The organism is Nitrospira sp. SG-bin1, from assembly GCA_002083365.1.
GTDB lineage: Bacteria > Nitrospirota > Nitrospiria > Nitrospirales > Nitrospiraceae > Nitrospira_D.
Map to the genome: position 1 here is coordinate 25,142 of LVWS01000020.1, position 26,798 is coordinate 51,939.

General features: G+C 57.1%; 24 protein-coding genes. 21 read left to right on the forward strand and 3 right to left on the reverse strand.

Going from position 1 to position 26,798, the window contains the following annotated elements; all coding sequences use genetic code 11:
* The first annotated feature begins 10 nt into the window (after window positions 1-10).
* The 21 genes from A4E19_01770 (at window position 11) to A4E19_01870 (ending at window position 22,683) form a co-directional block, all read left to right on the forward strand.
* A complete protein-coding gene (locus A4E19_01770; GenBank protein OQW35075.1) occupies window positions 11-1,393 on the forward strand; it encodes a hypothetical protein in 1,383 nt (460 codons plus the stop codon).
* The gene (locus A4E19_01775; protein OQW35076.1) at window positions 1,390-2,577 is read left to right on the forward strand and encodes a hypothetical protein; all 1,188 of its coding nucleotides are present in this window, start codon (window positions 1,390-1,392) and stop codon (window positions 2,575-2,577) included. Before A4E19_01770 ends, A4E19_01775 begins: the two co-directional genes overlap by 4 nt.
* Window positions 2,555-3,727 (forward strand): hypothetical protein, encoded by a 1,173-nt coding sequence (locus tag A4E19_01780; protein ID OQW35077.1) that lies wholly within the window; start codon window positions 2,555-2,557, stop codon window positions 3,725-3,727. Before A4E19_01775 ends, A4E19_01780 begins: the two co-directional genes overlap by 23 nt.
* A gap of 36 nt (window positions 3,728-3,763) precedes the next feature.
* Window positions 3,764-5,251: a hypothetical protein gene (locus A4E19_01785; protein ID OQW35078.1), complete on the forward strand. Its 1,488-nt coding sequence runs from the start codon at window positions 3,764-3,766 to the stop codon at window positions 5,249-5,251.
* Window positions 5,251-6,222: a hypothetical protein gene (locus A4E19_01790; GenBank protein OQW35079.1), complete on the forward strand. Its 972-nt coding sequence runs from the start codon at window positions 5,251-5,253 to the stop codon at window positions 6,220-6,222. Before A4E19_01785 ends, A4E19_01790 begins: the two co-directional genes overlap by 1 nt.
* Window positions 6,223-6,274: 52 nt before the next feature.
* Window positions 6,275-6,976, forward strand: coding sequence for a hypothetical protein (locus A4E19_01795; protein ID OQW35080.1), 702 nt, complete (start codon window positions 6,275-6,277; stop codon window positions 6,974-6,976).
* 35 nt (window positions 6,977-7,011) lie between these two features.
* Window positions 7,012-8,304, forward strand: a complete 1,293-nt coding sequence (locus A4E19_01800; GenBank protein ID OQW35081.1) for a hypothetical protein — start codon at window positions 7,012-7,014, stop codon at window positions 8,302-8,304.
* Window positions 8,304-9,146 (forward strand): hypothetical protein, encoded by an 843-nt coding sequence (locus tag A4E19_01805; protein ID OQW35082.1) that lies wholly within the window; start codon window positions 8,304-8,306, stop codon window positions 9,144-9,146. The genes A4E19_01800 and A4E19_01805 overlap by 1 nt, the downstream gene beginning before the upstream one ends.
* On the forward strand, window positions 9,143-10,318 hold the full coding sequence (locus A4E19_01810) for a hypothetical protein (protein OQW35083.1): 1,176 nt from the start codon (window positions 9,143-9,145) through the stop codon (window positions 10,316-10,318). The genes A4E19_01805 and A4E19_01810 overlap by 4 nt, the downstream gene beginning before the upstream one ends.
* Entirely contained in the window at window positions 10,315-11,205 is an 891-nt protein-coding gene (locus tag A4E19_01815) for a hypothetical protein (GenBank protein OQW35084.1), read from the forward strand. Before A4E19_01810 ends, A4E19_01815 begins: the two co-directional genes overlap by 4 nt.
* On the forward strand, window positions 11,202-11,453 hold the full coding sequence (locus A4E19_01820) for a hypothetical protein (protein OQW35085.1): 252 nt from the start codon (window positions 11,202-11,204) through the stop codon (window positions 11,451-11,453). Before A4E19_01815 ends, A4E19_01820 begins: the two co-directional genes overlap by 4 nt.
* A gap of 3 nt (window positions 11,454-11,456) precedes the next feature.
* Entirely contained in the window at window positions 11,457-13,388 is a 1,932-nt protein-coding gene (locus A4E19_01825; protein OQW35086.1) for a hypothetical protein, read from the forward strand.
* Window positions 13,385-14,608 carry a hypothetical protein gene (locus A4E19_01830; GenBank protein OQW35087.1) on the forward strand — a complete coding sequence of 408 codons (1,224 nt, stop codon included), beginning with the start codon at window positions 13,385-13,387 and terminating at the stop codon, window positions 14,606-14,608. The genes A4E19_01825 and A4E19_01830 overlap by 4 nt, the downstream gene beginning before the upstream one ends.
* Window positions 14,577-15,806: a hypothetical protein gene (locus tag A4E19_01835; GenBank protein ID OQW35088.1), complete on the forward strand. Its 1,230-nt coding sequence runs from the start codon at window positions 14,577-14,579 to the stop codon at window positions 15,804-15,806. Before A4E19_01830 ends, A4E19_01835 begins: the two co-directional genes overlap by 32 nt.
* Before the next feature lie 22 nt (window positions 15,807-15,828).
* Entirely contained in the window at window positions 15,829-17,337 is a 1,509-nt protein-coding gene (locus A4E19_01840) for a hypothetical protein (GenBank protein OQW35089.1), read from the forward strand.
* Window positions 17,338-17,382: 45 nt separating this feature from the next.
* Window positions 17,383-18,090 carry a hypothetical protein gene (locus A4E19_01845; GenBank protein OQW35090.1) on the forward strand — a complete coding sequence of 236 codons (708 nt, stop codon included), beginning with the start codon at window positions 17,383-17,385 and terminating at the stop codon, window positions 18,088-18,090.
* A 16-nt stretch (window positions 18,091-18,106) separates the two neighbouring features.
* On the forward strand, window positions 18,107-18,754 hold the full coding sequence (locus A4E19_01850) for a hypothetical protein (GenBank protein OQW35091.1): 648 nt from the start codon (window positions 18,107-18,109) through the stop codon (window positions 18,752-18,754).
* A 13-nt stretch (window positions 18,755-18,767) separates the two neighbouring features.
* Window positions 18,768-19,829, forward strand: a complete 1,062-nt coding sequence (locus A4E19_01855; protein ID OQW35092.1) for a hypothetical protein — start codon at window positions 18,768-18,770, stop codon at window positions 19,827-19,829.
* On the forward strand, window positions 19,826-20,992 hold the full coding sequence (locus tag A4E19_01860; GenBank protein ID OQW35093.1) for a hypothetical protein: 1,167 nt from the start codon (window positions 19,826-19,828) through the stop codon (window positions 20,990-20,992). The genes A4E19_01855 and A4E19_01860 overlap by 4 nt, the downstream gene beginning before the upstream one ends.
* A 39-nt stretch (window positions 20,993-21,031) precedes the next feature.
* A complete protein-coding gene (locus A4E19_01865; GenBank protein OQW35094.1) occupies window positions 21,032-22,063 on the forward strand; it encodes an S-methyl-5-thioribose-1-phosphate isomerase in 1,032 nt (343 codons plus the stop codon).
* Between the two features lie 302 nt (window positions 22,064-22,365).
* The gene (locus tag A4E19_01870; GenBank protein OQW35095.1) at window positions 22,366-22,683 is read left to right on the forward strand and encodes a hypothetical protein; all 318 of its coding nucleotides are present in this window, start codon (window positions 22,366-22,368) and stop codon (window positions 22,681-22,683) included.
* Window positions 22,684-22,729: 46 nt separating this feature from the next.
* On the opposite strand, the gene A4E19_01875 is transcribed toward A4E19_01870, so the two are convergent.
* The 3 genes from A4E19_01875 to A4E19_01885 form a co-directional block, all read right to left on the reverse strand.
* Window positions 22,730-23,143 (reverse strand): hypothetical protein, encoded by a 414-nt coding sequence (locus tag A4E19_01875; protein OQW35096.1) that lies wholly within the window; start codon window positions 23,141-23,143, stop codon window positions 22,730-22,732.
* Between the two features lie 110 nt (window positions 23,144-23,253).
* Window positions 23,254-24,729: a hypothetical protein gene (locus tag A4E19_01880; GenBank protein ID OQW35097.1), complete on the reverse strand. Its 1,476-nt coding sequence runs from the start codon at window positions 24,727-24,729 to the stop codon at window positions 23,254-23,256.
* Between the two features lie 532 nt (window positions 24,730-25,261).
* Complete coding sequence (locus A4E19_01885) at window positions 25,262-26,629, reverse strand: hypothetical protein (protein ID OQW35098.1); 1,368 nt, start codon at window positions 26,627-26,629, stop codon at window positions 25,262-25,264.
* Between the last annotated feature and the right edge of the window lie 169 nt (window positions 26,630-26,798).

The following is a 26,798-nucleotide window of genomic DNA, read 5'->3' on the forward strand; positions in this document are numbered from 1 at the left end:
CCTCCGTGTCATGCAGCAAGCCGCCATCAGTCCCCAAGACAGCCTGGTCGTCACCGTACTCGCCGCCGCCATCGCATTAGGCCTCACATTTACGACTCCCACCGTAGGCATGCAAGCGGTCGCGGGCTTTCTGATCGTGCTGACGGCCTTCACCTCCGTATCCGCTGCTCTGTATCTGCTGATTGCCTCCATGCTGTTGTCTCCAGAGGTTGCCATCGGACGGATCGAAGGCCGTGGTGTCGGCGGGCGAGAGCTGTCGTTTCGCATGGACGATGTTCTGTTAGCCATTATCGGAGTCAGTTGGGTGGTGAAGAACATCATCTATCGTGAACTGGCGTTGTTTCGCGACACACCGCTCAACCGTCCCATCGCCGCCTACATGGTGATCTGCGTCGTCTCAACGTTAGTGGGCGTCCTCAACGGGCATGTCAGGCCGATGACCGGGTTTTTATTTGTGCTGAAGTACTTCGAGTATTTCTTCGTGTTTTTTATGGTCGTCAATCATGTGCGATCTCAACGACAAGTGGTCGGGCTGGTGGTCGCCCTTCTTGCCGTCGGTCTGATCGTCAGCTTGTACGCCATTTCACAGATACCGAGCGGCCAGCGTGCCTCAGCGCCTTTTGAGGGCGACATCGGAGAACCGAATACGTTGGGCGGTTATTTGGTGTTTCTCCTCGCCATCATGACCGGACTTCTGCTGCATGTGCAGTTTGGCCCGATTCGGGTGGCATTGTTAGTGCTCAGTGGTTTTGCCGTGTTGGCTTTAATGGCCACCTTGTCGCGCTCGTCGTACCTGGCCGGTGGTGTTTTGCTGGCAGCGGTGGGATTGACTCAGTGGAGACGCCCGCGCGTCCTCACGGTCCTGCTCATTACCATCATGCTCATTCCTTTACTGGCTCCGGCGAACGTGAAACAACGTGTCAATGAAACGTTCTTCGGGCGTCAATATGGCGGAGAGATCAAGGTGGGGAACGTGGGATTGGACCTTTCGACCACGGAACGATTGAAATCCTGGGCCTACGTGCTCAAGGACTGGGTTCATGATCCGATTCTCGGGCGAGGAATCACCGGCTATGCGTGGGCCGATGCCCAATACGTCAAAATCATCGGAGAGACCGGTCTGGCTGGGTTAGTGGCCTTTGGTTTCATCATCTACCGTCTTTGGCGCTGTGCGCGCGAGTCGTTCATGTCTCAAACCGATTCCTTCGCCAAGGGATTGGCCCATGGGTTTCTCCTGGGCCTGATCGCCATGCTGGCCCATGGGATCGGAGCCAATACGTTCATCATCATCCGAATCATGGAGCCGTTTTGGCTTTGTGCCGGATTGGTCATGGTATTGCCGACCTTGTCGGTGCAGGCGGAGTCACCGATCACGCCTCAGGAGGCCGTGTGACCTGGTTTTTCTTTTGTTATTGGTATGAACCCGATGCCCCGCAGGATCCGGTGGGACTCGTACGAATCTGGACGTTGGCCGATGCTCTGACAAAAGCAGGGGACCGCGTGACGGTTTTTCCGCCTCGCTATCGATCGGCATTGATACAACGGGCTTGCGCCATCATTCCAATTCATCTGCTCCATCTGCCGCTGATGCGTCCGCTGTCCTATGCGGTGTTGTCGTTCGTGCGTGGGCTGATACGAGCGTTCGTGACCAAGCCGGATATCGTGTATTACCGATGGATGGACAGCCCGCATGCATGGCTCTTGGCAAAATCACTCAGCGTGCCATGCGTGTGCGAGGTCAACGGCGAACCGGTTCCTCCATGGCCTGACGGTCGAAAGACGTTTGTACGAGGGCTCAAGCATCTGTTCGCTCAGCTCACGTTGAAACGGTGCGATCGCATTGTTGTGCTGACGGAAGGGCTACGAGTATTGCTTCAGGAACGCTACGGGGTCCCTCACGACCGGATCCTCGTGCTTCCGAGTGGTACCGATGTCCAACGGTTTGTCTCACGAGATGCGACAGCGTGCCGCCTGGAACTGGGTCTCTCGCCGGAGCGTCCCTACATTGGGTTCATTGGAAGCGTCTATCGATACCAAGGTTTGCGGTGCTTGCTCGATTCGATGACGATGGTCAAGCAAGCCTATCCCGCCGCTGAGCTTTTGCTTGTGGGGGACGGTGAGGCGACGGAAGAGCTGAAGCAACAGGCCAAGAAAATGGGGTTGGAGGGCAGTATTACCTGGGCCGGTCGAATCCCGTACGGGGAGGTGCCGACGTGGATCGGTGCGATGACCGTCTGTGTCGCACCATTCCGCGGGGATCGAGGCGAAACGTCGCCGGTGAAACTCTTTGACTATTTGGCCTGTCATCGTCCGGTAGTGGCCAGCGCGATCCCGAGTGTCGTCTCGATCTTTACCGCAGATAGTGGGGTGCGGCTTGTCCGACCGGACGATGCTCGTCTGCTGGCCGATGCGATCCTGGTCCTCTTGAATGATCCGACCCTGTGTGGATCGTTGGGTAGACAGGGGCGCCAATTTATTGAAGAGCGGTTCTCATGGATGGCCATCGCCAAGCGGCTTCGACAATGGGTGAGCGAAGACCTTGGAGTCATGCGGCATGCACATTCTCACGTATTGTGATGAAGACATCGGGGTGGCGGCCGGTGGTTCCCGGCAAGTGGTGGAACTTGTCAAGGCTCTCGCATTGAAGGGGCACGAAATCACCGTCGTGGCTCCGGAGCCTCAACGACCACGGCCCTCCGTTCCTATTCTGACGAAGGTCCAGACTGCGTTCGTTCCAGTTGTGCGGTGGGGAGGGCTGCGTCCGGTTTCTTTTCTCTATGGTTCAATGCGGATACTTGAACAGCTTCTGCGCACAAGGCGTCCTGATCTGCTGCTGTGGTTCGATTCGCCGGGTCAGATGGCTCCGCTCTGGGCGCTGAGGCGCGGCACTTGTCCTGTCGTGTATTTCGTCAATGGACTTCCTCTCGAGGAAGTGCGAGGGGTGTGGCGTCACCCACCATTTCGCGGTCTCCTGTCGTATGGGCTTCGGCTTGCGTCCCGAAAGGCGAAGGCCTTGGTGAGCGTGTGCCCGGAAGTGTTGACCGGTCTCGGCAAACTTGAACCTATCCGCACCAAGCCATGTGTCGTGATCAGGAATGGAGCTGATCCGCACATTTTTTTCCCTCAATCGCACGAGAAAAGCAGGGCAGAACTCGGCCTCTCTTCACCGGGACCCTATATTGGATTTGTCGGAGGGTTTTTCCCATGGCATGGCTTGGAAACATTGATCGAGGCCATGGCCATCGTCGCAAAGTCATTTGCCTCGGTTCAATGTCTCCTTGTCGGCGATGGACCGACCAGGAAACGTCTGGAAGAGTTCGTTCGGGAGTTACGACTTTCGGCGCACGTTCATTTTCCGGGGCGTGCCGACTTCGATATGGTTCCAACGTGGATTGCCGCTTTCGATGTCTGCGTCGTGCTGCACCGCCAGACTCGTTCCTATCCGGGCGATTCGATGAAGTTGTGGGAATACTTGGCTTGCGGGCGTCCGGTCGTCGCGACGGCTGGACCAGGGTATGGGGAGACGGTCGAGGAGTTGCACTGTGGTGTATCGGTCAAGCCCGATAATCCCGACGATCTTGCCCGTCACCTGCTGTGTCTCTTGGACGATCGTCCTCTCCGTACCGGCATGGGGGAACGGGGGCGAACGGCGGTGATTCGGCGCCACACGTGGTCGGCCCGGGCCGCTCAGCTTGAACAGGTGTGTTATCACGCGATCGCGCCATGAACGCGGCGGCGTAAATCCATCACGGTTTTAAAGACAATGGCGGACTTGTCGGCGAAGGGCATCCAGGATTCTCAATTGACCGCGGTGCGCTTGCGCCATCGGATTCTCCATGCCGGCTGGTGGGCAGGGGGAGGATTCCTGCTCGATAAAGTCATTGCAGCTGTTCAATTAGCGGTACTCGTGAGAATTTTGACTCCTGCCGATTTCGGTGTCATGGCCGCATCTGCCGCCGTCTTGCTGGCGATACTCACGATCAGCGAGTTGGGGCTGGATTCAGCCCTTATTGCCAAGGAGAGCGTCAGCGAAGAAGATCTCACCGCGGCTTGGACGCTTTCGATCGGCAGAGGGCTTGTGATGGCGGCCATCATCTGGATCCTGGCAGGGGTGATCGGAGAGGCTATGCGCATGCCGGCGTTGGAGGCTCTACTGCGTGTCCATGCATGGGCCCTGATCATCCAAGGCCTCCAAAGCCCGGCAGTGGCGCTCATGATGAAGAAACTGGATGTGCGCCAACGAGTAGCGCTCGACATCGTCCGGCGTATCACTGAAGCCGTGGTTACGCTGACGATCGCCATCCTCTATCGATCAGTTTGGGCCTTGGTCATCGGACAACTGGCCGGCTTGGCAATGGGGAGCCTCTTATCGTTTCGAATCGCGCCGCTTCGTCTCAGTTCGTCCATCCCTCGATCGGCGTTCTCCTATTTCGTTCAATACGGCAGACATCTCAACCTGACCACGATATGCGCCTTCGTCGTCATGACCGGGGGGGAACTGGTGATCGGTCGTCTCTTGGGACCGGAAGAGTTGGGATTGTATCAGGTGGCGCTGGCCATTCCGCTCTTGATCGGCGCCCGCGCCACGGCGCTTATGCAGCAGATCAGCGTACCGACTTATGCTTCGTTGCAACGGGATCAGTTCGGTTTGCTCCGTGTGTTCGATCTGCAGATGGGACTTATCGGCATCGTTTATATCCCACTTGCCGTCGCCATGGGTACCTTGGCGCCCATCATGGTCCCGATTGTGTTCGGTGCGCAATGGACCGGCATCAGCGATTCGCTGCAAGTGCTTTGTCTTTATGCCGTCTGTGCCGGTTATGCCAGTGTCATGGCTTCATTGCACTATGGTCTGGGACGTCCCGATCTTCAGATGAGAAGCTGGTGTGCCCAGTGTGCGCTGTACGCGACGATGATCATTCCGCTGACGGTGTCATTCGGAGTGTTCGGCGCAGCCGTCGCACTGACGGCTAGTTATGGTTTAGGCCTGGCTATGCAGCTGATAGACACGAGTCGACTTCTTGGTGCTTCGGTCCATGAGACATTTGTGTCGCTTGGGCGAACGGGACTCATCGGCCTCTTGGCCGGTGGATTGCTGTGGGTTGGAGCCGCTCAGGAGCATGTTCCCATTCTCTGGACGCCGAAGATCGTAGCCGTGGTAATGGCGGGAATCTTTGGTTGGTACCTCTGGCGGATCGAGCGCCCACGCCTCCTGACATTGTGGAATCGACAATCACAGGCAGGGGTGTAATGCCCGACGGCTCCATGGATCTATCGGTTGCGATCGTGAGCTACAACACCAGAGCGCTCACGCTTGATTGCCTCAGATCGGTATTCAAGTCCGTGGGTGAGATCCGGTTCGAGGTCATCGTCGTTGATAACGATTCCGAAGACGCGACGGTGGATGCCATTCGAACCAGCTATCCCATGGTGCGCCTCATCGTGAATCACGAGAACCGAGGGTTCTCGAAGGCCGTCAATCAGGCGGTGGCGGTGAGTAGGGGACGGCATCTTCTCATGTTGAACAGCGATACAGTGGTACGGCGGATGGCGTTGGATCGGATGGTGGCGTGCCTCGACGGAGATTCGAAGATCGGCGCCGTGGGGTGCAAACAATGGACGGGGGATGGTCAACTGTACCAATCCTGTTTCCCGTTCCCCTCGGTACGGGATCATCTCATCCATGCATCCTTCTTTCAAAAATGTGCTCCTGCCTGGCAAGGGGTATTGGCGGCCAGCCAGGTCATCGATTGCGCGACATCACAGGATGTGGACTGGATCAACGGAGCTTGTTTGATGGTCCGGACCGATCTGATGAGGGCGTGCGGCGGATTGGACGAAGGCTACTTCATGTATTTTGAAGATGTGGATCTGTGCCGGGCGATTCATCGTCGTGGCTATCACGTGCGACACTTGGCCGACGCGGACATTGTGCATTTGATCGGCCGGAGCGGAGAACGCGATCGTGCCAGACTGAATTTTGTGTGGGAGTTTAGTCGAATCCGATACGTGGAAAAGCATTTTCCGCCGTCCAAGCGGTGGATCATGAAAGTTTGGATCGCCGTCGGCGCGGTCGTGCGATCGATCGCTGCGGTCAGCCGTCACTCGACGGTTCCGAATGACCGATCACTCAACATGTATGTGTCGATCGTCCGACGTCTATGGCAAGGCGAACGGACGATCAAGTCTGAGCCTGCGTGGATCGGGCCGGGCAGTGGATAAGGGGGAATAGGTGGAGCGAAGGACCGCCTGTCCGACCGACACACAACATGTTGTGAATCTTTCAGGGTATGTGTGGGCGGCTCGCCAGCTTGCTCCGCTGGGACAGCGGTGCATCCTAGACCTTTCATGCGGCACCGGCTATGGCAGCGACTATTTGGGCGCCTGTGCGGCCGGTCGAATCGTGGGGATCGATTGTGCTCCGGACGTCGTCGCCAAGAGTCGGTCGGACTATCCTCGGTCGAATGTGGCGTTTCTTGCGATGGACGCTTGTGCGCTCGCGTTTCACGATGCGTCTTTTGACGGCATCGTGTCACAAGACACCATTGAGCATGTTCAGGATGAGAACCGATTCGTTTCCGAGTTGACTCGGGTCCTGAAACCGAACGGCATACTCGTCATATTTACGCCGCATGGAAAGGGACGTGGTGTGATCCCCACGGATCCATACCATATTCGTGAGTATACGCTGAACGAATTTCAGGCGCTCCTGCGGCCGCACTTCTCGACGATTCGCTGGTACGGACGACGTCAAGGGGATCGTCTCCAGAGCGTGGAACGTTCCATGGATGCCCTGCGTAATTGGGACCCTGCGGGAGTCCGTGCTTGTGTGCCACGACCAGTTCGGCACTGGCTTGGAAGCGTGCTGAGCCGATTACAGGGAGGGCCTGCCTTACATGAAATCGTTCCCGACGATATCGAATATCGTGAAGGGGTCGCCGCCGACACCAATTTGATCGGGGTCTGTATCAAATGAAGCTTTCTGATTGTTCAAACACGAGAACGCCTTGGATGGTCGTTTTCTCAGCCATGGTAGTCGGTCTATTCGCCCGAGCCTGGGTCATGGAGCATGCCAAGGGCCATGCTTTTGCGGTCGATCAATTATTCGATGCCTTGGCATGGAATCTGGTGGTCCTGCATCAGTTCACGCTCGATGGAATCAATCCGGCGGCGCACGTAGGCCCTCTCTATCCGGCGGTACTCGCGTGTTTTTATATCGTGGTGGGTCATCGCCCCGAATGGGTTCCCCTTCTGCACGTGTTCTTCGATCTTGGCACCGCTTGGTGCATCTATCGAGCCGCGACAGCCTTGTGGGGATCAAAGATCGGAGCATGGACTGCATGCGTCGTGTTCCTCTATCCCGCCTATTGGACCTATGATCCGAGGATTCGGACCGAAGCGCTCCTCACGTTTCTCATGAGTGGCTGGCTTTGGGCTACCCTCATATGTGTTCAAAATCCATCCAGGTGTCGCTATGCATTGGTGGGTCTTGGAGCTGGTCTCACGATCTTATGTAAACCAGTGGTGCTGGTTCTGGCGATATTACTAGGTGGGCTTATCTGGATTGGCTCAGGGCATCTCGTACACAAGATCGGCTATGCCATGGTATATGGCGCAACGTGTCTCATGCTGGTGGTTCCATGGACCCTCAGGAATTATGTTGAATTTGATCGCATCGTCCCTGTCTCGGCTGGGTTTGGGGCGGGATTGTGGATGGGGAGCGATCCGGTCTCACGAGGGAGCTGGCCGATGCCGGAGAAACAAGAACAGGCCATCTGGGAACGTGCCGGCATCACGCCGCTTTCCCATGCACATGCGATGTACGACGTATACACAGACCGACAGTTGCGTGAAAAGGGCATGAAGCGAATCGCAGCCGATCCGATGGGCTATATCGGGTTGATCGCCACAAGAGTGTGGGATTTCTGGATCGGAAATTCGTGGTACTTGACCGGAGAAGCGCAGGGGGTGGCGTCGGGGTTACGAAAGGACGCGGCGGAGCGAGGATGGATCGTGGCGCTCTACAGCCTGGTCAAACGTCTACTGCTCGTGCCCGGTTTGATCGTGACGGCGGCGTGCGGTGCCTGGGTGTATCGAGCGCGATGGCGGGAGCTTCTGCCTCTTTATCTTTTTCCCATTGGACTCACGGCCGGGTATGTTCCGTTCACCGTGGAGGCCGGCCGCTATGCCCTACCCGTATTGCCGTGTTTCATGATGCTTTCGGTGGCGTTGGTGTCGCGATGGAGGGCCGTTCAATCATTTCTTGTGCATAGACAGGCTGTTCCACAAACTACGAGCGTGTGATGGCCTACGAACTGACCAGGCATCGGTTTGTCGAACTTTTGAGAACATACCATCCGTCTTCTTATGAAACGTTTGGACAAGATGACACACGCTTCACGATTCCGATGCACCATGCGATGAAATGCCGCGACCGATTACATGTGGCGCTGAAAAGCGGCTTGCGCAGATTGGCGTCCCAGCAACAAACGATCGTCGATCTGGGACCGTTTCCTGGGAGTCTGTTGCGAATCTTGCGTCGACTGGACTACACGCGCAAAGCCCGATTGTTTGGCGCTGGTTTGATGATCTCAGACGAGTTCGCTCACTTTATGCAGCGTGATGTGGACGCGGACATTCTCACCGTCAATCTCGATCCGGCCGGAGGCCAGTTTCAGGGAAAAGGGTATGCCGAAAAAGTGCCGCTGCCGGACAATTCGGTGCAGCTCGTGTTCGCCCTCGAAATCATCGAGCACCTCACCTCGCCGGTTCATTTGCTCGCGGAGGCCTATCGCATAGTGCCATCAGGCGGGCATGTGGTGATCACGACTCCGAATGTGACGCGGATCGGGAACGTGTTCAAGCTTCTCATCGGTCGGACGCCGAACGACCGCCTGGCTCCGCCGGGATACAACAATCCGGATGACGAGTGGAGACCCCATGTCCGCGAATATGCGATGCACGAACTGGTTGAGATGCTGAGCCATGCCGGATTCGACATCGCCGAGACACGGTTCTTTCTCGGTGAAGATACACAGCGGTGCCGACAGTCTGTGGGACAGCGTGGTATCGACTGGGCGAAATGGCCGTTCTACCTTGTGCCCCATTTGCGGGGCAGCCTGTTGATCGTGGGAAGAAAACCATGAAACCGGTCATTTGGGCGGAACTTGCCGGATCAGCCGGCTACGGCGGCGGAGAACGATATCTGGAACTGCTCTTTGAAAAATTGGACCGCAGCCGATTCACTCCGCTCTTGATCTGTCCGGAGCCGGGGCCGCTTGCCGAGAAAATGATGGTGAAAGGGGTCCCGACCGAGGTCGTTCACCTTGCGCCGCTCGTCAACCCCTTCGCACTGATACGGTTGACATGGCTATTGAAACGGAAACACGTCACGATTCTTCAGACCCATGGAGCCCGTGCAAACGTGTATGGGCGGCTTGCCGCTTGGTTGGCAGGGGTTCCCTGTGTCGTGTCGACCGTGCACAATTCCATCAGAGACTATGACGTGAGCTTCGTGAAATACTGGATCTACCGTAATCTGTTTCGACTGACGCTCCCATGGGCGGATCGAGTGATATGTGTATCGGAGGCTCTGAGGCGGGATGTGTTGGCCGACTGTCCCTCCGCTACGGCAGTGACGACGACGGTCCGGAATGGCGTCGATCCGGTTCGGTTCTCCGGGTCGGGAAACCGAGACAAGATCCGGAAGGAGTGGTGTGTGGGCGAGGGGCCTGTCCTCCTGACTGTGGCGAGACTCATGACACAAAAGGGGCATCGGTTTCTCATCCAGGCCCTTCCAGGGCTGCTGGCCGAGTGGCCATCACTGGTCTGTTTCATTGTCGGAGAGGGAGACGGTCGGGAAACGCTTCGGGACCTGGCCCGAGAGGAGGGTGTTGAGCAATCCTGCCGGTTTGTAGGTCCTCGAAACGATGTGGTCGACTGGTATGCGGCGGCTGATGTGGTGGTCCTGCCCTCTCTTTCAGAAGGGTTTCCGTTCGTGGTGTTGGAAGCGCTGGCCATGTCTCGTCCGGTTGTGGCGACGCATGTCAACGGTGTTCCGGAAATCATTCGTGACGGCACTACCGGTTTGCTCGTGCCGCCGCGGGACCCCCATGCTTTGGAGACGGCTATTCGGAAGGTACTTCGAGATCCCGGCTGGGCTGCTTGTTTGGGAGAGGCTGGGCGACGAGAAGTCACGGCATGTTTTACCGTGGGAAAGATGGTTCACGATACGATCAGAGTGATCGAAGAAGCCATGCCGGCGCTATGTCGCTCATCCAGCATCGTTCAGGGGCACGTTCAAAAGGAAGCGGCATGACGACGGACCTCGCCGACCGAGAAACCGGGATAGGCTGTCCCTGCGGAACCACTGAACCGGTGATCGAGGCATTTACGACTCCAACCAGACGATACGTTCGCTGTCCGGCCTGTGACCTGGTGTTTCTGCATCCCCGCCCGACGCGGGAATCAGTGGAGGCGTATTTTCGTGATACCTACGACGGCGACTATGGCGCGGTCGAGGCGTCGGATGATCGAGAACCGGTCTATCGGAGCGTGTTGGAACACGTGACCCTGTATCGGTCGTCACCGGGATCCCTGCTGGATATCGGATGTGGAGACGGGAAATTTCTCCTTCTCTGCCGACAGGCAGGGTGGAGCTGTTCGGGGGTCGAATTATCGGCGCAGGCTGCGATGCGTGCGGCTCAAAAGGGAGTAGCGATCGTGTCACCGCACGCGCTCGAAAGGGGTGAATGGGCGCACCGCTTTGATGTGGTGACGTTGGTCAACGTCCTCGAAACCGTGGCGGATCCGGTGGTCATGCTGCGCCAAGCCGCTGCTGTTTTGGCCCCCGGAGGACTTGTGGTGGTGCGCGCCACAAACGGGCTATTTCATCTGCCCATGCGGACCCCCGCCCGCTGGATGGGCTCACAATACGATCAGGCATTTCACTGGTATCTGTACACGGCCAAGGCCTTGGCGACACTCATGGAAAGTATCGGCCTCATGATCATCAGTTTACGCAATTCCAGGCCGAGCCGAGGACCGCTTTCACCCGTGCATCCATGGTTGGGCCGATTGAAATGGACCGTGAGTCGATCCTTGTTCTGGCCGATTGCGCAGACTCTCTATTACATGACGAATGGCCGCGTCGTCTGTGCCCCATCGTTTGAAATCGTGGCGCAGCGTCCAAGGAAGGGAAGATGAATTCACCCTTTAGGCGCCAGCGGTCTTGGAGACATACATTGCGCGGATGGGGGGTCATTCTGTTTCTTTGCCTGTTGGGGGCGGCGGCGGCGCTCGGTGTGCGGACGTTGCTCGAGTCGGTCGGAAGCGCCAAGCACACTCGATATGAACCGGTGGACGTTCCACCTTCATCGGTCTCTCCGCAGCATGAACGTGAACGGCAGGAACTGGAACGCCGAGGCCGTATCGTATTTGACAAGGGGAAGTAAACAATGTGCGGCATTTGCGGGATTATCGGAGAAGACGACGGCTCTGCTCTTCAGCCGATGTTGCGGCGTCTGATCCACCGGGGACCGGACGAGGAGGGAATCTATCGCCGACCGGGTATCGCGCTTGGTGCGAGAAGACTTCGGGTGATTGATCCCGAAGGGGGACAACAACCGGTGAAAAACGAGACCGGTAGCGTGTGGGCTGTCATGAACGGGGAGATCTACAATTATCGGGAATTGCGGCAAGAGCTTCTGCATAGAGGACACCGACTCAAGACGCTCGGTGATACCGAAGTGCTGGTGCACCTGTATGAGGATGAAGGATTCCAGGCGTTTCGTCGCTTGCGAGGGATGTTCGCGGTGGCGCTGTGGGATGAGGAACGCCGTGTCGCGTGGCTGGTCCGTGATCGCCTTGGGATCAAACCGCTGTACTACACGATACGGCATGGCAATGCCGGTCGGGACATGTCCGTCGCATTTTCATCGGAGATCCCCTCTCTGCTCGAAGCCGTGCCGGATTGGCGGCTCAGATCGGAGGGGGTTGCCGAGTACCTCATGCATTTGTATGTACCGGGACCGGACACGATGGTTGCAGGTGTTCATCAATTGCGTCCCGGAGAAGCGATGAGTATATCGGACGGACGCGTGGAATTGATCCGGTACTACCGTCCCGAAGAAGCGTTCGAACCGAACACACGCTGCATAAGCAAGGAGGCGAGCAGCGAGATATTGCATACGTTGGAAGAGACAGTGAAAGCGCACTTGGTCAGCGACGTCCCATTGGGGTTGTTTCTATCGGGCGGGATCGACTCCGCGTCGTTGTTAGCCATGATGGCGAGGCAACAGGGCGGTCAGATCAAAACGTTTTCGATCGGGTACGAGCATCCGTCCGACCAATCCTTCAATGAGTTGGACTCTGCGCGATTCGTGGCCGATCATTTCCAAACCGCACATTCGGAGACGATTCTGAGACCGAATGCAGCCTCGCTCATCAGGAAAGTAGTGGAAGGGATGGGGGAACCGTTTGCGGACTCGTCAGCCATTCCTACCTATCTCGTTTCGGAGGTCGCGCGACAGACTGTCACGGTGGCGCTTTCAGGTATCGGAGGGGATGAACTGTTCGGTGGGTACCCGCGCTATGTCGGCCTCCGAGCCGCTGCGCACTATCAACGAGTCCCTCGTGTACTCCGCGAACGCATGGCTCGATGGAGCAGCCGGATCGGTGAACAGGGGAATGCCCGTGACCATGCCGCCCGCCTAAAACGCTTTCTCAGCAATGGACATCTGCCGCTTGCGGAGCAATATCGCCGGTGGACCACGTCCATTCCCACCGAATGGGACGGCCCTCTCTGGGGAGACCGTTTGGAAACGATCGTTCCTCATGACCGGCCGCCTGGGTCCGCGGAGGTTCCGTTCGACCGGTGGCCATCATCCGATCCGGCGGACTGTGCCATGGGCGTCGACTTGCAGAGTTACCTTCCTGACGATCTCCTGCGCATGGCTGATCGCATGAGTATGGTGCATTCACTCGAGTTGCGTGTTCCGTTTTGTGATCATCACTTATTGGCCGCAGCGCTGCGAATTCCCTCTTCGGTACGATTGACCGGTTGGCAAGTGAAAGGGTTTATGCGCCGCATGATGGGCGGCCTGCTGCCGGATCGAATTCTTCATGCCCCCAAGCGAGGGTTCATGGTGCCGATGGCTCGATGGCTACGGGAGGACCTTCGTGAAATGGCCCATGACCTGTTGTCGGACAAGCTGGTGAAGGATCGGGGGTATGTCAAACCGGCGTACGTGCGGTGGTTGTTCGAGAAGCATGAGGGCGGCCATCGAAACTGTTCCGATCAATTGTATGCGCTGATGGTGCTGGAGCTCTGGCATCAGGGGGTGCGTGTAGACTCCGTTGAACGAACGGCCGTGACGGCGATCGTATGAATATTTTGTTGGTGGCGGAAGTTTCGACGGAGCGAGTCATCGGTGGAGCCGAACGGGTCCTTCGCAATCAGGGGCAGGGATTGGCGACACTCGGACATCATGTGGAACTGCTGACGCGGGCTCCTGAGGGTGCATCAGCGGAGGTGATCGAGATGAACGGCATTCGAGAATGGCGCTACCCCGTCAACCGCCAGCACGAAGCGGCGTTTCTCTGGTCTTCAGTGCGTCGATCCGTCGAACGGTTCGATCAGCTACGCACGACCGAACCACTGGATGCCGTCATCATTCACCAGGCATTGGCAGGACTCGGTCCGATTCTGGCTCGTCGTCACGCCGCATCAAGATGGATCTATGTCTGTCATTCTCTTGCCCACGAGGAGTACGCGGCCAGGCAAGAGCCGGCTCGTTCGACTCTGGCGAGCTTACGCCGACAGGCCAATCTTAGGGCAAGGCGGTCTGTCGAGCACGCGGTCATGTCCCGCTGCCACAAGGTGGTCGTGCTCAGCCAATTCATGCGTCAGCGAGTCATCGGCACGCACGACATTGCCGTCGATCGTTTGGCCCTCATTCCAGGGGCGGTTGATCCGCAAGCGTTTGCGCCCTCAGAAGACCGACAGGCTGCCAAGGCGGTGCTGAACTTCCCAGCCGACCGCACGATCCTCTTTACGGTTCGAAATCTTGTGCCAAGGATGGGGCTCGAAAATCTGCTGGGTGCGATCGAGATGATGAAGGGCTCACAGCACAAACTGATGCTGGTGATCGGTGGGGAAGGCCCTTTGCATGGACAACTTCAAGCAGTCATACGACGGAAAAGACTGCATGACTCCGTACGCCTGGTCGGGTTCATTCCCGAATCCCTGCTCAGTCGATACTATCAGGCCGCGGATCTCGTCCTGATCCCAAGTCTCCAATTGGAGGGGTTCGGGCTCGTGATGGTCGAGGCGATGGCCTGTGGAACGCCGGTACTCGGTACACCGGTGGGGGCGATTCCGGAAGTCTTGAACCAAGTTGATCCCATCCTTGTCTCTGAAGGCGTCGATGGTCGGTCGATCGCACGGGCGCTTGAACGGGTCTTGAGACGCTTACAGGAACCCGATGAAGCGAGGCGGTTGACCCAAAAGGGTCGTGCCTTGATTGAACGCCGGTATAATTGGACACAACATTGCAACGGGTTGGTGAGCTTGTTGGATGGTCCTCTGCACCATCGACTGGCGGCATAGAACTGAACAGATGGCGGTCCAAAAAGTTGTCCATATCATCACTCGGTTGGATCAGGGTGGCTCGGCTCGGAATACCATGCTCACCGTGCTGGGACATGATCGCACTCGGTTTGAGCCGGTTGTGATAACGGGACAAGCCGGGCGGTGGGACGCGCAGGGAGGAATGACAGCGACATTGGACAATCTTCGGCTCTTGGAAAAAGAGATGATTCGTTATCACCTGCTCCCATCGCTGGTTCGCCATATCAGCCTCAAGGCCGATCTGGAGGCGCTGTGCCGACTTGTTGCCCTGTTACGGCAGGAACGACCGCACGTCGTGCACACGCACACATCCAAAGCAGGGGTGTTGGGAAGGTTGGCTGCATGGATCACGAGGATTCCCGTGATCGTTCACACGCCACACGGGCACGTGTTCTATGGTCACTTCGGCTCGTTCGCCTCGTGGATCTTTCTGCAGATTGAACGATGTCTGGCATGGATCACCGATGAGTGGATCGCCCTGACGGCTGCCGAAAAGCTGGAACACCTTGAGCGAGGAATCGGGGTGAATGATCGATTCGCTGTCATACCAAGCGGCATCGATGTCGACCGTTTCAAGCAGGCTCGGACGGCGGGGAAGATGATACCGGAATGGTTCGATTGTCCAGCTGAGGCCACTATTATTGGTTCCGTCGGCTGGTTAACGGATATTAAGGGGCATCGGTTCCTCGTCGATGCCGTCGCTCGGTTGAAACGGGAATACCCTCGTCTGCATCTGGTCATACTCGGGAGCGGGGATCGGCATGATGCCCTGTTGAATCAGGCACAGGGTGCCGGAATCGGTCAGGCCGTGCACTTGGTCGGCCATCGGGAAGATGTCGCTCTCGCATTGGCCGGGATGGATTGCTTCGTGTTGCCCTCGCTCAATGAGGGGATGGGGCGGGCGTTGATCGAAGCCATGGCTGCAGGACTTCCAGTGATCGCCAGTCGTGTGGGGGGAATACCGGCTCTGATTGAGGATGAAAAAAGCGGCCTTCTTGTTCCGGCCGGGGATAGTCAGGCGCTAGCCGCCGCCTTGCGACGGATATTGTCCGATCCCGCCTGGGCATGGGCGTTGGGACGGGACGCGAGGGAGAGTATTGGAGCAGACTACGGCGTTCCCTCCATGGTCTCGGCCATTGAAGCGATCTATAGAGAGGCAGCCACTGGCCATGCGTAGAGTGCGCCGAATACTTGCACCCATGCTGCTTGCCGCCGTGATGGGTTGTGCGGAAGTCGCCGCAGCGGTAGCAGCCGCGACGGTTACGCAACAGTACGCCCTTCGCAGTGCCATCCATGTACATAGCACGATGAGTACGGGATCCCTTAGCCTGGAATCGTTGGCTAGGCGAGCCGAGGAACAACAGCTGGATGTCTTGATCCTTTCTGAAAACCTCGCATTACGCTATGACTATGGCATCGAGCCCCTGGATGGATTTCTGAAGTTCCATGTCACATTTCCTTCAGTTATGGAATACGGCATCCAACGATTTCTGGATGAAATTCGCGTGGTGCAGCAGCGCCATTCGAATCTAATCATTATTCCAGGAGTCGAGGTCGCTCCCCACTACTACTGGACCGGCTCACTGCTGCACGGCAACCTGACCATGCACAACGCACAGCGAAATCTCCTTGTGATCGGGCTGGAAAAAGCCGAGGACTATGAATATCTGCCTTCCCGAGGAAATTGGGGTTCGTTCGTGTGGGGCCGGCGGAGTGTGGTGAATGGACTCCCTCTCCTCTTGTTGGGCCCTGCCGTCTGGCTATGGAAGTTCAAGGGCACAAGATCCTCTGACAGGAGATGGCCTACCTCTCGCCTGCGGCTTGGCATTGCCGGCTCTCTGTTGGTGGCATGTGTCGTTCTGACGGCCAATGCCTGGCCGTTGAAAGTTCCCAGGTACAGTTCTTATGACAGCACGACCGGGTACCGACCGTATCAGGCGCTGATTGATCAAGCCATTGCGCGGGGCGCGTTGGTGTTTTGGTCGATGATGGAGGCGCGAGATTTCAGCCGGCACTCCTTTGGCCTGCTGGGAACGGTCACGGTGAAGACGGAGCCTCATCCTGAGGCCGTAGCTTTGACAAGGGGCTACACCGGATTTGGGGGGGTGTACCAAGACGCCAGACGAGTCATCGAGCCTGGGGGTGTCTGGGACCAAATGCTGATGTCGACGGTACAGGGGCAGGAACAGGTTCCAACATTGATCGGAGAAGTGGCCTTTCATGGACTGACGGATCCTGGAAAGGACCTGGATCGAGTGTACACAATCATCCAGACGTCCGAGCGAACCACAGCCGCCATCTTAGCGGCATTGAAGGCAGGACGAGCCTACGCGGTCGCGAGAGGTGATCAGAATATTTTGCTGCGGCTTGACGAATTTTGCCTGTCGAACAATGGACAATCCGCGAGGATCGGCGACACGCTGTACGGAAGTACGAGGGACCCCATTAACGTCCGTGTTGGAGTTTCCGCTATCGATGGAAAGTCGTATGCGACGAAGCTGCGCCTCATTCGATCCGGCCGGGTGATCAGACAGATCGAAGGCCACACTCCTTTGTCGGTGGATCTTACGGATCATGACGCTCCGCCGGAAAAGCGGCTGAACTATCGGGTGGAAGTCGTCGGCAAGGGCGGGGAATTGTTGACTAATCCAATCCATGTCTCACGGACGGATGGCTCGATCACAAATGCTCGACGAATCGTTTTCTGACTGTCACAGAAAGTCGGACGGCAAGAGGCTGAGGGTAGGAGAAGCATGCGCGTGACCATTCACCAACCGCAATTTCTGCCGTGGCTCGGTTATCTTGACAAGATCGATCAAGCGGATCTCTTCATTCTGCTGGAAACCGTCCAGTTTAAGAAGAACGAATGGCAAAATCGAAATCGTATTCGAACGGCGACGGGGTGGCAGTGGCTGACGGTTCCGGTGCTCCAGCACTTCGGGCAACGGATCGATGAGGTCTTGATCAATCCGACCGTATCCTGGAAAGCACAGCATCTCCGCGCATTGGACCTGCATTATGCTCGGGCGCCGTACCGCGACCGATATATGACGCAGTTACGCGAACTCTATTCGGCATCCTGGAACAAGTTGAGCGATCTCAACAAGGCGACCGTGCGATGGTTGCTTGAGGCCTATGGAATTACGACCCCGGTCCATAGCGCCGCCGACTATGTGGCGCGAGTCGAGCCGACGGATCGGTTGATCGACTTGTGCCGCGCGGTCGGTGCGACCCGGTATCTTGCCGGAACAGGTGCCGAGCATTATATGGATAAACCGCGATTCGAATCTTCCGGTGTCCGACTTGAACTGCAAGTATTCAAGCATCCGATCTATCGTCAGGTGTACGAGCCGTTCGAACCGAATCTATCCGCACTGGATCTCTTGTTGATGCAAGGGCCCGACGCGCTTGCGGCGCTGCGTCGCGCGAGAGCGATGGACCATTCCATGATGAGTGTGTAGGTGTAGGGGGTTAGGTATGAGGCATGCCGGCGTTAAAGAACCGATGCGCATTCTGGCACTGGGAGCCCATCCCGACGACATCGAAGTGGGGTGCGGCGGAACTTTGATTAAGTACGCCGAGAATGGCCATCGCATTTTCCTGATGGTCATGACACAAGGTGGGGCCGGCGGAAATGTGTCGGTTCGTCGAAAAGAACAAGAGCGGTCGGCCAAACTCCTTCAGGCCGAAGAAGTGTTCTGGGGAGGCTACCGGGACACGGAAGTGCCTCTTGGGCGAGATCTCATCCAGACCGTCGAGGAGATCGTGCGGAAGATCGATCCGCACTTTATCTTCGTTCACTACCATGATGACACCCATCAAGACCACCGGCATTTGGCGATGAGCACGATCACCGCCACCCGATACACGAAGAACGTTCTATTTTATGAGGGACCGACCACCCAGAACTTCGCACCGACGGTATTTGTGGACATCCAGCAGGCATTGGATCGGAAAATTCAGGCATTGGAAGCGCATGCGTCCCAGGTGCAGAAAACCAATATCGAAGGAATCAGCATCGCGGATCTGGTGAGGTCGTCGGCGCATTTTCGTGGCATTCAAGGTCGTGTGAAAACCGCGGAAGGGTTTCTCCCGCTGCGGTTGTTCATTAACATCGGAGTATGATTCGTTACCGACGATGATTCCCCACTCGCGCCCCTCCATTGAAGCGGATGAGATTCGCGCCGCCGTCGAGGTGCTGCGATCCCGTCAGTTGGCTCAGGGAGGGATGGTCGAGCAGTTTGAACGGGGGATGGCCGCCTATGTGGGTTTGGCTGGGGGAGTCGCCGTCAGTTCCGGGACGGCGGCGCTCGAGGTCGCGCTTCACGTACTGGGAATCGGACCCGGCGATGAGGTAATCCTTCCCAGCTATGTCTGTGCCGCCCCTCTGTTGGCGATTCAGCGTGTCGGAGCAATGCCTCGAGTGGTCGATATCGACCTGGACACGTTCGCGATCGATCCGACCGCAGTGCGGCAGGCTCTCACATCAAGAACCAAAGTGGTGATCGTTCCGCATCTGTTCGGTCTTCCCGCTGACCTGACGGTTCTTGAACGGTTGGGCGTGCCGATCATTGAAGACTGTGCGCAGACATTGGGTGCGATGGAACAGGGACGGTCCGTGGGCTCCGTCGGCCTGTTGACGGTCTGCTCGTTTTATGCCACCAAGTTGCTCTGTACCGGTGAAGGAGGGATGGTGCTGTCGCGGGACGAAAGTCTGTTGGAGCGGGCACGCATGCTCAGGGAATATGACGAAGCGCCTTCTCTGCGTCAGGCAGCGGCCAATTTCAAAATGACCGATCTCCAGGCGGCGCTCGGCTTGGCACAACTGAACCGCCTGGGATTCTTCCTTGAACGACGCAGCTGGCTTGCGGACGAATACCGGGCCACGTTGAACGGCGCCAGGCTCGTGCACCCCATCGTGCCGGACGGGCGTACGCACGTGTACTACCGGTTCGTCGTGCGTTTGCAGGACCTTCGAGATGAGGTGGACGGGATAAACCGCGTGATCGCACGATTCGAAAACCGTGGCGTTCAATGCCGGAAGCCGGTCTTCCGATCACTCCATCGCTATCTGGGGTTGGACGGCTTCCCGGCCTCGGAAGAAGCGGAACGTACGGCGCTCTCGATTCCACTGTTCCCGTCGCTCACGGACGAAGACGTGGCTCATATGCATGGAGCGCTGCGCTCGGAGTGGTCATGAAGACGCTGGAAACCGACATGTCTCCTCCCTTCTCCGCTTCGACATGGCGGTGGATCACACCGGTCGTGTCCGGTGCGGCGCTCGGAGCCATCGCTCTGACCATTCCTTCCGTGCGGGAGATCTTTCAACTTGAAGGTCTGCGATGGTTGTATATCTTTCTCTTTGCGTTTCTCGGCACCGGAGCCTTGACCCCGCTGATGGTGTGGATCGGCCATCGATGGAACTTGGTGGATCTCCCGGCTGACCGTAAGATCCACGTGCTTCCCACGCCACGGCTCGGCGGGCTCGCCCTGTATGGCGGCTTCGTCGGGTCACTCCTTCTGAATTCGATTGTACCCGATTGGATGGTAGCCATTCTCGCGGCCGGTTCTCTGTTGTTGATCATAGGGGTGCTGGACGATATTCGGGAGTTGCCGGCCTCCGTCAAACTGGCTGCACAATTGTTAGCGGCCGGCATCGTTGTCGCTTCGGGAAAGATCTTGACTCTCTTTCCTGCCGGACCATTGGGTGATGCAGCCGACATTCTGTTGACATTCTTCTGGATCGTGGGAATTACGAACGCCTTCAATTTTTTTGATGGTATGGATGGACTGGCGACCGGTCTTGCCGTTCTCATGGCCGGATTCATGGGGGTGGTTGCGTTAGAGACGAATCAAGCGGGGCTTGCCTGGCTTGCCATTGCCATGATGGGGGCAGGTCTGGGATTTCTCCCGTACAACTTTCGAGGCACGAAACCGGCAGTCATTTTCCTGGGTGACGGCGGATCGACTTTTATTGGATTCACGCTGGCCTGTCTGGCCGTGAAGGGAAACTGGGCTGACTCGAGCCCCATCGTGTCGTTTAGCAACCCTCTGCTGATATTTGGCGTGCTCATCTATGACATGATCCATATCACCATAGAGCGAATCCTCACAGGAAAGGTGAAGTCTGTAAAAGAATGGCTTGATTACGTCGGGAAGGATCATCTTCACCATCGCCTGGAGCGAGCCCTCGGTTCACGGCAGGCCAGCGTGGCTATGATTTTTCTCTTTACGATCTGTCTCGGCCTGGCAGCATTGGCGCTCCGCCATGCCGGTCCGATGGAGGCGGTGCTGCTTCTTATTCAGGCCGGGTTGATTGCCGCAATGGTCACTGTGTTGGAAATCAGCGGTCGACAGAGATAGGACTTGCACTCGGGCGCCATTCCCGCTAGAAGATCCCACATGGTCCCGACCGTTGAATGGAAAGACGGCGCCGTTCGCTTACTCGATCAGAGCCGGCTCCCGCAAACGATTGAATTTCTCGACTGTCGTGACTATCAGGCAGTGGCTGATGCGATCCGCACCTTGAAGGTCCGTGGCGCGCCGGCGATCGGTGTGACGGCGGCAATGGGTGTGGCCTTGGGGGCTCAAGCGATCGACATCGCAGACCGTACACTTTTCACGCAAGCGGTCCTCAAGATTTGTGACGAGCTGGCCTCGACTCGGCCAACAGCCGTCAATCTCTTTTGGGCCATTGAGCGGATGAAGCGGAAGCTGGAAACACTACGCGATTGTCCGATCTCCTTGCTCAAGAAATCGCTTATTGAGGAATCTCAATCGATACTTGAAGAAGATATTGCGCTCTGTAAAACCATGGGACGCCATGGAGCGGAGCTGATCAAGGATGGGCAGACCGTCTTAACGCATTGCAATGCCGGCTCTCTTGCGACGGCAGGATATGGAACTGCTCTGGGAGTGATCAGATCTGCTTGGGAACAAGGTAAGAAAATCAATGTGATCGCAGATGAAACTCGTCCCGTGCTTCAAGGTTCTAGACTCACGGCCTGGGAGCTCATGCAAGATCACATTCCCGTCACGTTGATCACTGACAGCATGGCCGGCGCACTCATGCGGCAGGGGAAGATTCATCTCTGTGTCGTCGGCGCCGATCGAATTGCAGCAAACGGCGATGTGGCCAATAAGATCGGCACCTATTCCGTGGCGGTCTTGGCGAAAGCCCACAACATTCCCTTCTATGTGGCAGCTCCCTATTCGACCATCGATCTCCAAACGAAATCGGGTGCCGATATTCCCATTGAACAGCGAAATCCTCTCGAAGTGACCAGCATCCACGGCAGCCACCCGGTCGCACCGAAAGATGTGGCCGTCTACAATCCCGCCTTTGACGTGACCCCAGCCGAACTCATTACCGGCATCATTACTGAACGAGGGGTCTTCAAACCTCAAGAGCTTCGTCAACGTTTTGTTGTCTGATTCTATTCCGGCCGAATAGGCTGGCAAGGATGCCTTCTGTTGTCCGGACAGGCACTGCATGGGAAATGGGTTGAAGGCGCGTCGTACCTTGCCTGTTACGAGCCCACAATGGAATAAGGATTGTGACGGCGGCAAGGGCTAAGGAGTTGATTTCCTCTTGCCAAGATTCCGCTCAAGGACAATATGTCCTTGGCCCGGTCAATCCGCGTGAATCGTCTCTCTGGAAAGTCTTAGTTTTCACCGTTTCCCTGTCGTTTTCGAGGCACGTCGCTTGCGTGATTGCATCGGCAAGGAGGATGGCCATGCAGATTCTCGTCAATACCGACAATCATGTAGTAGGGACGACAGAGATGAGGCAAAAGACGGAAGGCGTGATCCGAGACACACTGGCACGGTTTGGAGGGCAAATTACCAGAGTGGAAGTCTTCTTCACGGATGAGGACAGTGGCGTCCGCTCCACTGATAGGGATAAACGCTGTTTGATCGAGGTGCATCTGGGGGGTTTGAAGCCGATCGCCGCAGGGGAACGGGGGGCTACCATTGAGCTGGCCCTCAGCGCTGCTGCTGATACGATCGAAAAAACGCTCGATCGCAGGCTCGGACGACTACACGATAGGTAGAAAGGAGGCTCTCATCCGGCAGAGTGAGGAGAGTGATGCCGATCGTTCAACCCTTCGCGCAAGCGGCCTCCCAAAAGCCTTGATTGATCGTTCCCGGTTCTATGGGAACCCAGTGACCTTCACTCGTGTGTCGACCTCCACCGATCACCTCAGCCGTCCCCATGTGTCCATAGAAGTCCGTGGCCGCCAGCGTTCGTACCAGTTTCCCCTCGCAATCGAATTGCTTGGTGAGTTTGGTCGAGTAAAAGCGGGTGGGGGTTCGGCCTCCCTGCATGGCTTTCCAATCGATCAGGGCCGAAAGAACCACCCAGTCACCCTCTCGGCGGATGGAGGCAATGTCGATATATGCCGTTTGCAAGGGGTGTGATTGATATCGATCATCAAGGGCCACCCATTCAGCCAGTGCAGAACCCTGTGCCACGATTGTAACGGTGAGGGAGAGCGCGATCCAATAGAGCATGAGTGATGCTTCCGTGAGGCACGTATTGTATCAGCCGCGTCGCCGCTCATGGAATGAGCTCTCCTGAGTATTCAGGAGGGCTCATCGGACATCAAACAGCGCTGATGGCGCTAACACTTGTTGATCCGGGGTCTTGGTTGCACCTTTGAGCGGAATTGGTCGATTCGATCGGTGATGAAGCTGAATCGTTTCTTCGGCGGATAGGGGAATCGATAGGCCACCGGTTCTTCTTGTGGCGGCAAGTGGTTCATGTCGCGGTACACATTCACCGGCGCCGAATCCGCCGCCAAATGAAACATGGAGCGATAGCCCAGTCCGCAGCCCGCGATGTTGAGTAGCTCGCCGAACCCGTTCTGAGAGGCCCGCTGGACGGCTCTCTGCCCGATGGACTTATACGAATAAAATTGCCCCTTCGCCCACTTGTGTCCCCAGTACAGTTGCTCGACGGTCATCTTGGCCGGCTTGTAGACCACGTGCTCCCCGGTATAGGCGGTCCAATTCTCCGTGAGGATACGGCCGGCCGCTTTGAGTTCCGCAAACTGTTTGGTTCCGGGGTAGGGAGTCATGATTCGCCAGAGCGCCCCGGCTAATCCCATCTTGGTCGCCCATTCCGCGGTCCGCTCGAAGTCATAGACGTCTTCATGGTCCAAGCCGCAGATAAAACCAGCATGGATGTCGATTCCCTGATCATGAATCCGCTTGATCATCTCCTCATACAGTTTGGCTTGATTCTGCTTATCGACGGACTTGAGCGAATCTTGGTTGATCGATTCGATTCCCATGAACATCGCCGAGCATCCGGATTCCTTGAGGGTCTTGAGCAATTCAGGATGATGGGCGACGTACGTGGCGCTCATCTGGCTCATCCACTTTTTCCCGAGCGGCTTCATGGCTTGGCAGAGTTCTCGGGTGTAGGCCGGGTCGGACAACAAGTCATCGTCCCAAAACATCACCATCGGCCCGTTCATTTTCTCCACGAGTTTCACCACATCCGCCGGCGGTTTTTTTCGGAACCCATATTGGCCGCCACCTAAGGCCAAATGAATCGAGCAAAACGTACAACGGTAATTGCACCCTCTGGTTGCGGTGAGTGCATCTCGGAACATATAGCCGGGCGGCAAGAGGTCCCAGCGCGGAGGCTTCTCATCCCACTTCTCCACCATGTAGGGCATCCGATACTGCTGTTGCATCTGACCCTTCTTGAAATCCTCGATCAGCCGCGGCACGGTCAGCTCGCCTTCACCGATCACAATGGCATCGGCGTGTTTGATGGCTTCATCCGGCAGCGTGGAGGGATGGATGCCACCGAGCACGACCTTGGCTCCCCGCTCGCGGAAGAGCCGTGCCACCTCATAGGCCCGAACGGCGACGACGGTGGTGACCGTGATAAACACCAGATCGTAGTCGCGCGTGAAATCGATCGGACCGACGATTTCATCTTGGATTTCAATATCCCACTCATCTTCAGGAATGAGCGCGGCGAGCGTCGGGAGGTTCAAATTAGGAGTGCGGAACAACTTCCAGACCGAATCCCATTTCTGATCTTCAGGGTGTGGAATAATGAGACCGATCTTGTAGTGCCCCATACGCTGTCCTCCTTAAAGTGTTTAGGTGAACGCCGCTGCTTAATGCCTCCTTGGTCGTCATCCCTACGTAGCTTGTATCACCCCACCCTCTGGGTACTACCTGGCGATTTCCCTAGGGGCGGACGAGCGGGCGTCGTCAATTCGCGAGGCGCGACTGTATCGATTGAAAAAGATTGAAAGTCGAGAACACCACGTGATTGGGAAGGAGCATGTGGCTCTGATGAGGCGGACGGCAAGACTTGATTCTGGCTTTCGGGTACTCCTGGAGGCTCGGAACGCAATACAGGTAATGTGTGGAAGGTCGGTGAAAATGCCGGTGAGTAGGACGTTCATCGCGCACCACTGGTCCGTGGGCGCTACACTAGCTTGTCATGCGAAAGGAATCAAGAGTTTTGATGTGCGATAGAGAAAATATACGCATAAGGCCGAATGGAACGCAGAGGTTCATTCGCCATCCAAGCGGTGAAAGAGGTGTTTGTGAGGGAGAACTTGGCAGCGTAACAACCCATAGGTTTTTCTTGAACGCATGGCGTTAGCCGATTTCATGGAGTTTCAACAAGTTTGTGCCGCCTATTTGTCCCGTCATGCTTCCGGACACGATGACCATCTTCTCGCCGGGACGGATCAGTCTTTCTGTCTTGAGTCGCCGTTCGGCCTCAAGGATGCGCGCGTCGCCGTCTCCAATATACGACATGATGAATGCGCGGACTCCCCAGTAGAGCGCCATGCGCTGTCGGATCGGTTCGGTGGGAGTGAAGGCCAGAATCGGAGCATTCGGTCGCTGCTTCGAGATCAGTCGAACGGTCGTCCCGCTTTCGCTGAACGCCACGATCGCAGCGGCATCGATGGCCTTCGCGGCGAACGCCGCCGCGACGCATGTGGCTGCCGAGATCGAAAGGTGTTCCACGTCGGTCTGACGTTGGAGCACGACCCCCGGCGCGACGCCGGCTTCGGCCGCGCGGATAATGCGATCCATCACTTGAACCGATTCAATCGGATACGTCCCGACGGCTGTCTCGGCCGAGAGCATTAACGCGTCGCTTCCGTCGAAGACGGCATTGGCGACGTCCGAGGCTTCCGCCCTCGTGGGGCGTTTGTTGTGGGTCATCGATTCCAGCATCTGCGTGGCCGTGATGACCACACGGCGCCGCCGATTGGCTTCGGTGATGATCCGCTTTTGCAGAAGCGGGACGGCTTCGGGTCCCATCTCCACGCCCAGATCTCCTCGCGCAATCATGACCCCGTCCGCCTGCTCCAGGATCTCGTCCAACGCGGCGACGGCTTCGTTCCGTTCGATCTTGGCGATGATCGGCGTGTTGGCTCCGTATCCCAACAGGACCGCGCGCGCCATGACGATATCCTGGGGGCCGCGCACGAAGGAGAGTGCCACATAATCCACTCCCTGTTCGACCCCGAATCGAATGTCATCCCGATCTTTCTCGGTCAGAGTCGGGGCGCTCACCGCGGTGTCGGGAAGATTGACGCCCTTGTGTGAAGTAACGGTGCCGCCGGTCACGACGGAGCAGTCCACCCCAGCCTCTCCGATATGTTCTACCAGCAACTCAATCAGTCCGTCGTTGATCAACACTCTGGCCCCAATACGAAGATCGCGTGTCAGAGACGGATAGGCGATCGGAATTTCAGGGAGCAGGGAGTGGGGGAGAGCCGGTCCATTATGCCGCTCATCGGACTGGCCCAACGTGCGTAAGCGCACCGATTCACCGGTCTTCACGTCGAGTCCATCCTTCGGCAGCTGGCCCACACGAATCCTGGGACCTTGCAGATCCTGGATGATCGACACGGCCGACCCGAGCCGCGCAGCTGCCTCTCGGATGACGCTGATCGCCGCGGCATGAGACGCATGAGTGCCGTGAGAGAAATTCAGCCGAGCGGCGTTCATGCCGTTCTCAATCAAGGATCGCACGACGGTCGGTGAACTGCTGGTTGGTCCGATGGTACAGACGATCCTGGCTTTTCGCATGCGCATGTGGGAAGACCTCCACGTCACTCTTGTCCAAAATAAGTTCTCAACAGACCCCGGCTTGTGAGTAGGATGGGTTGTTCAACGA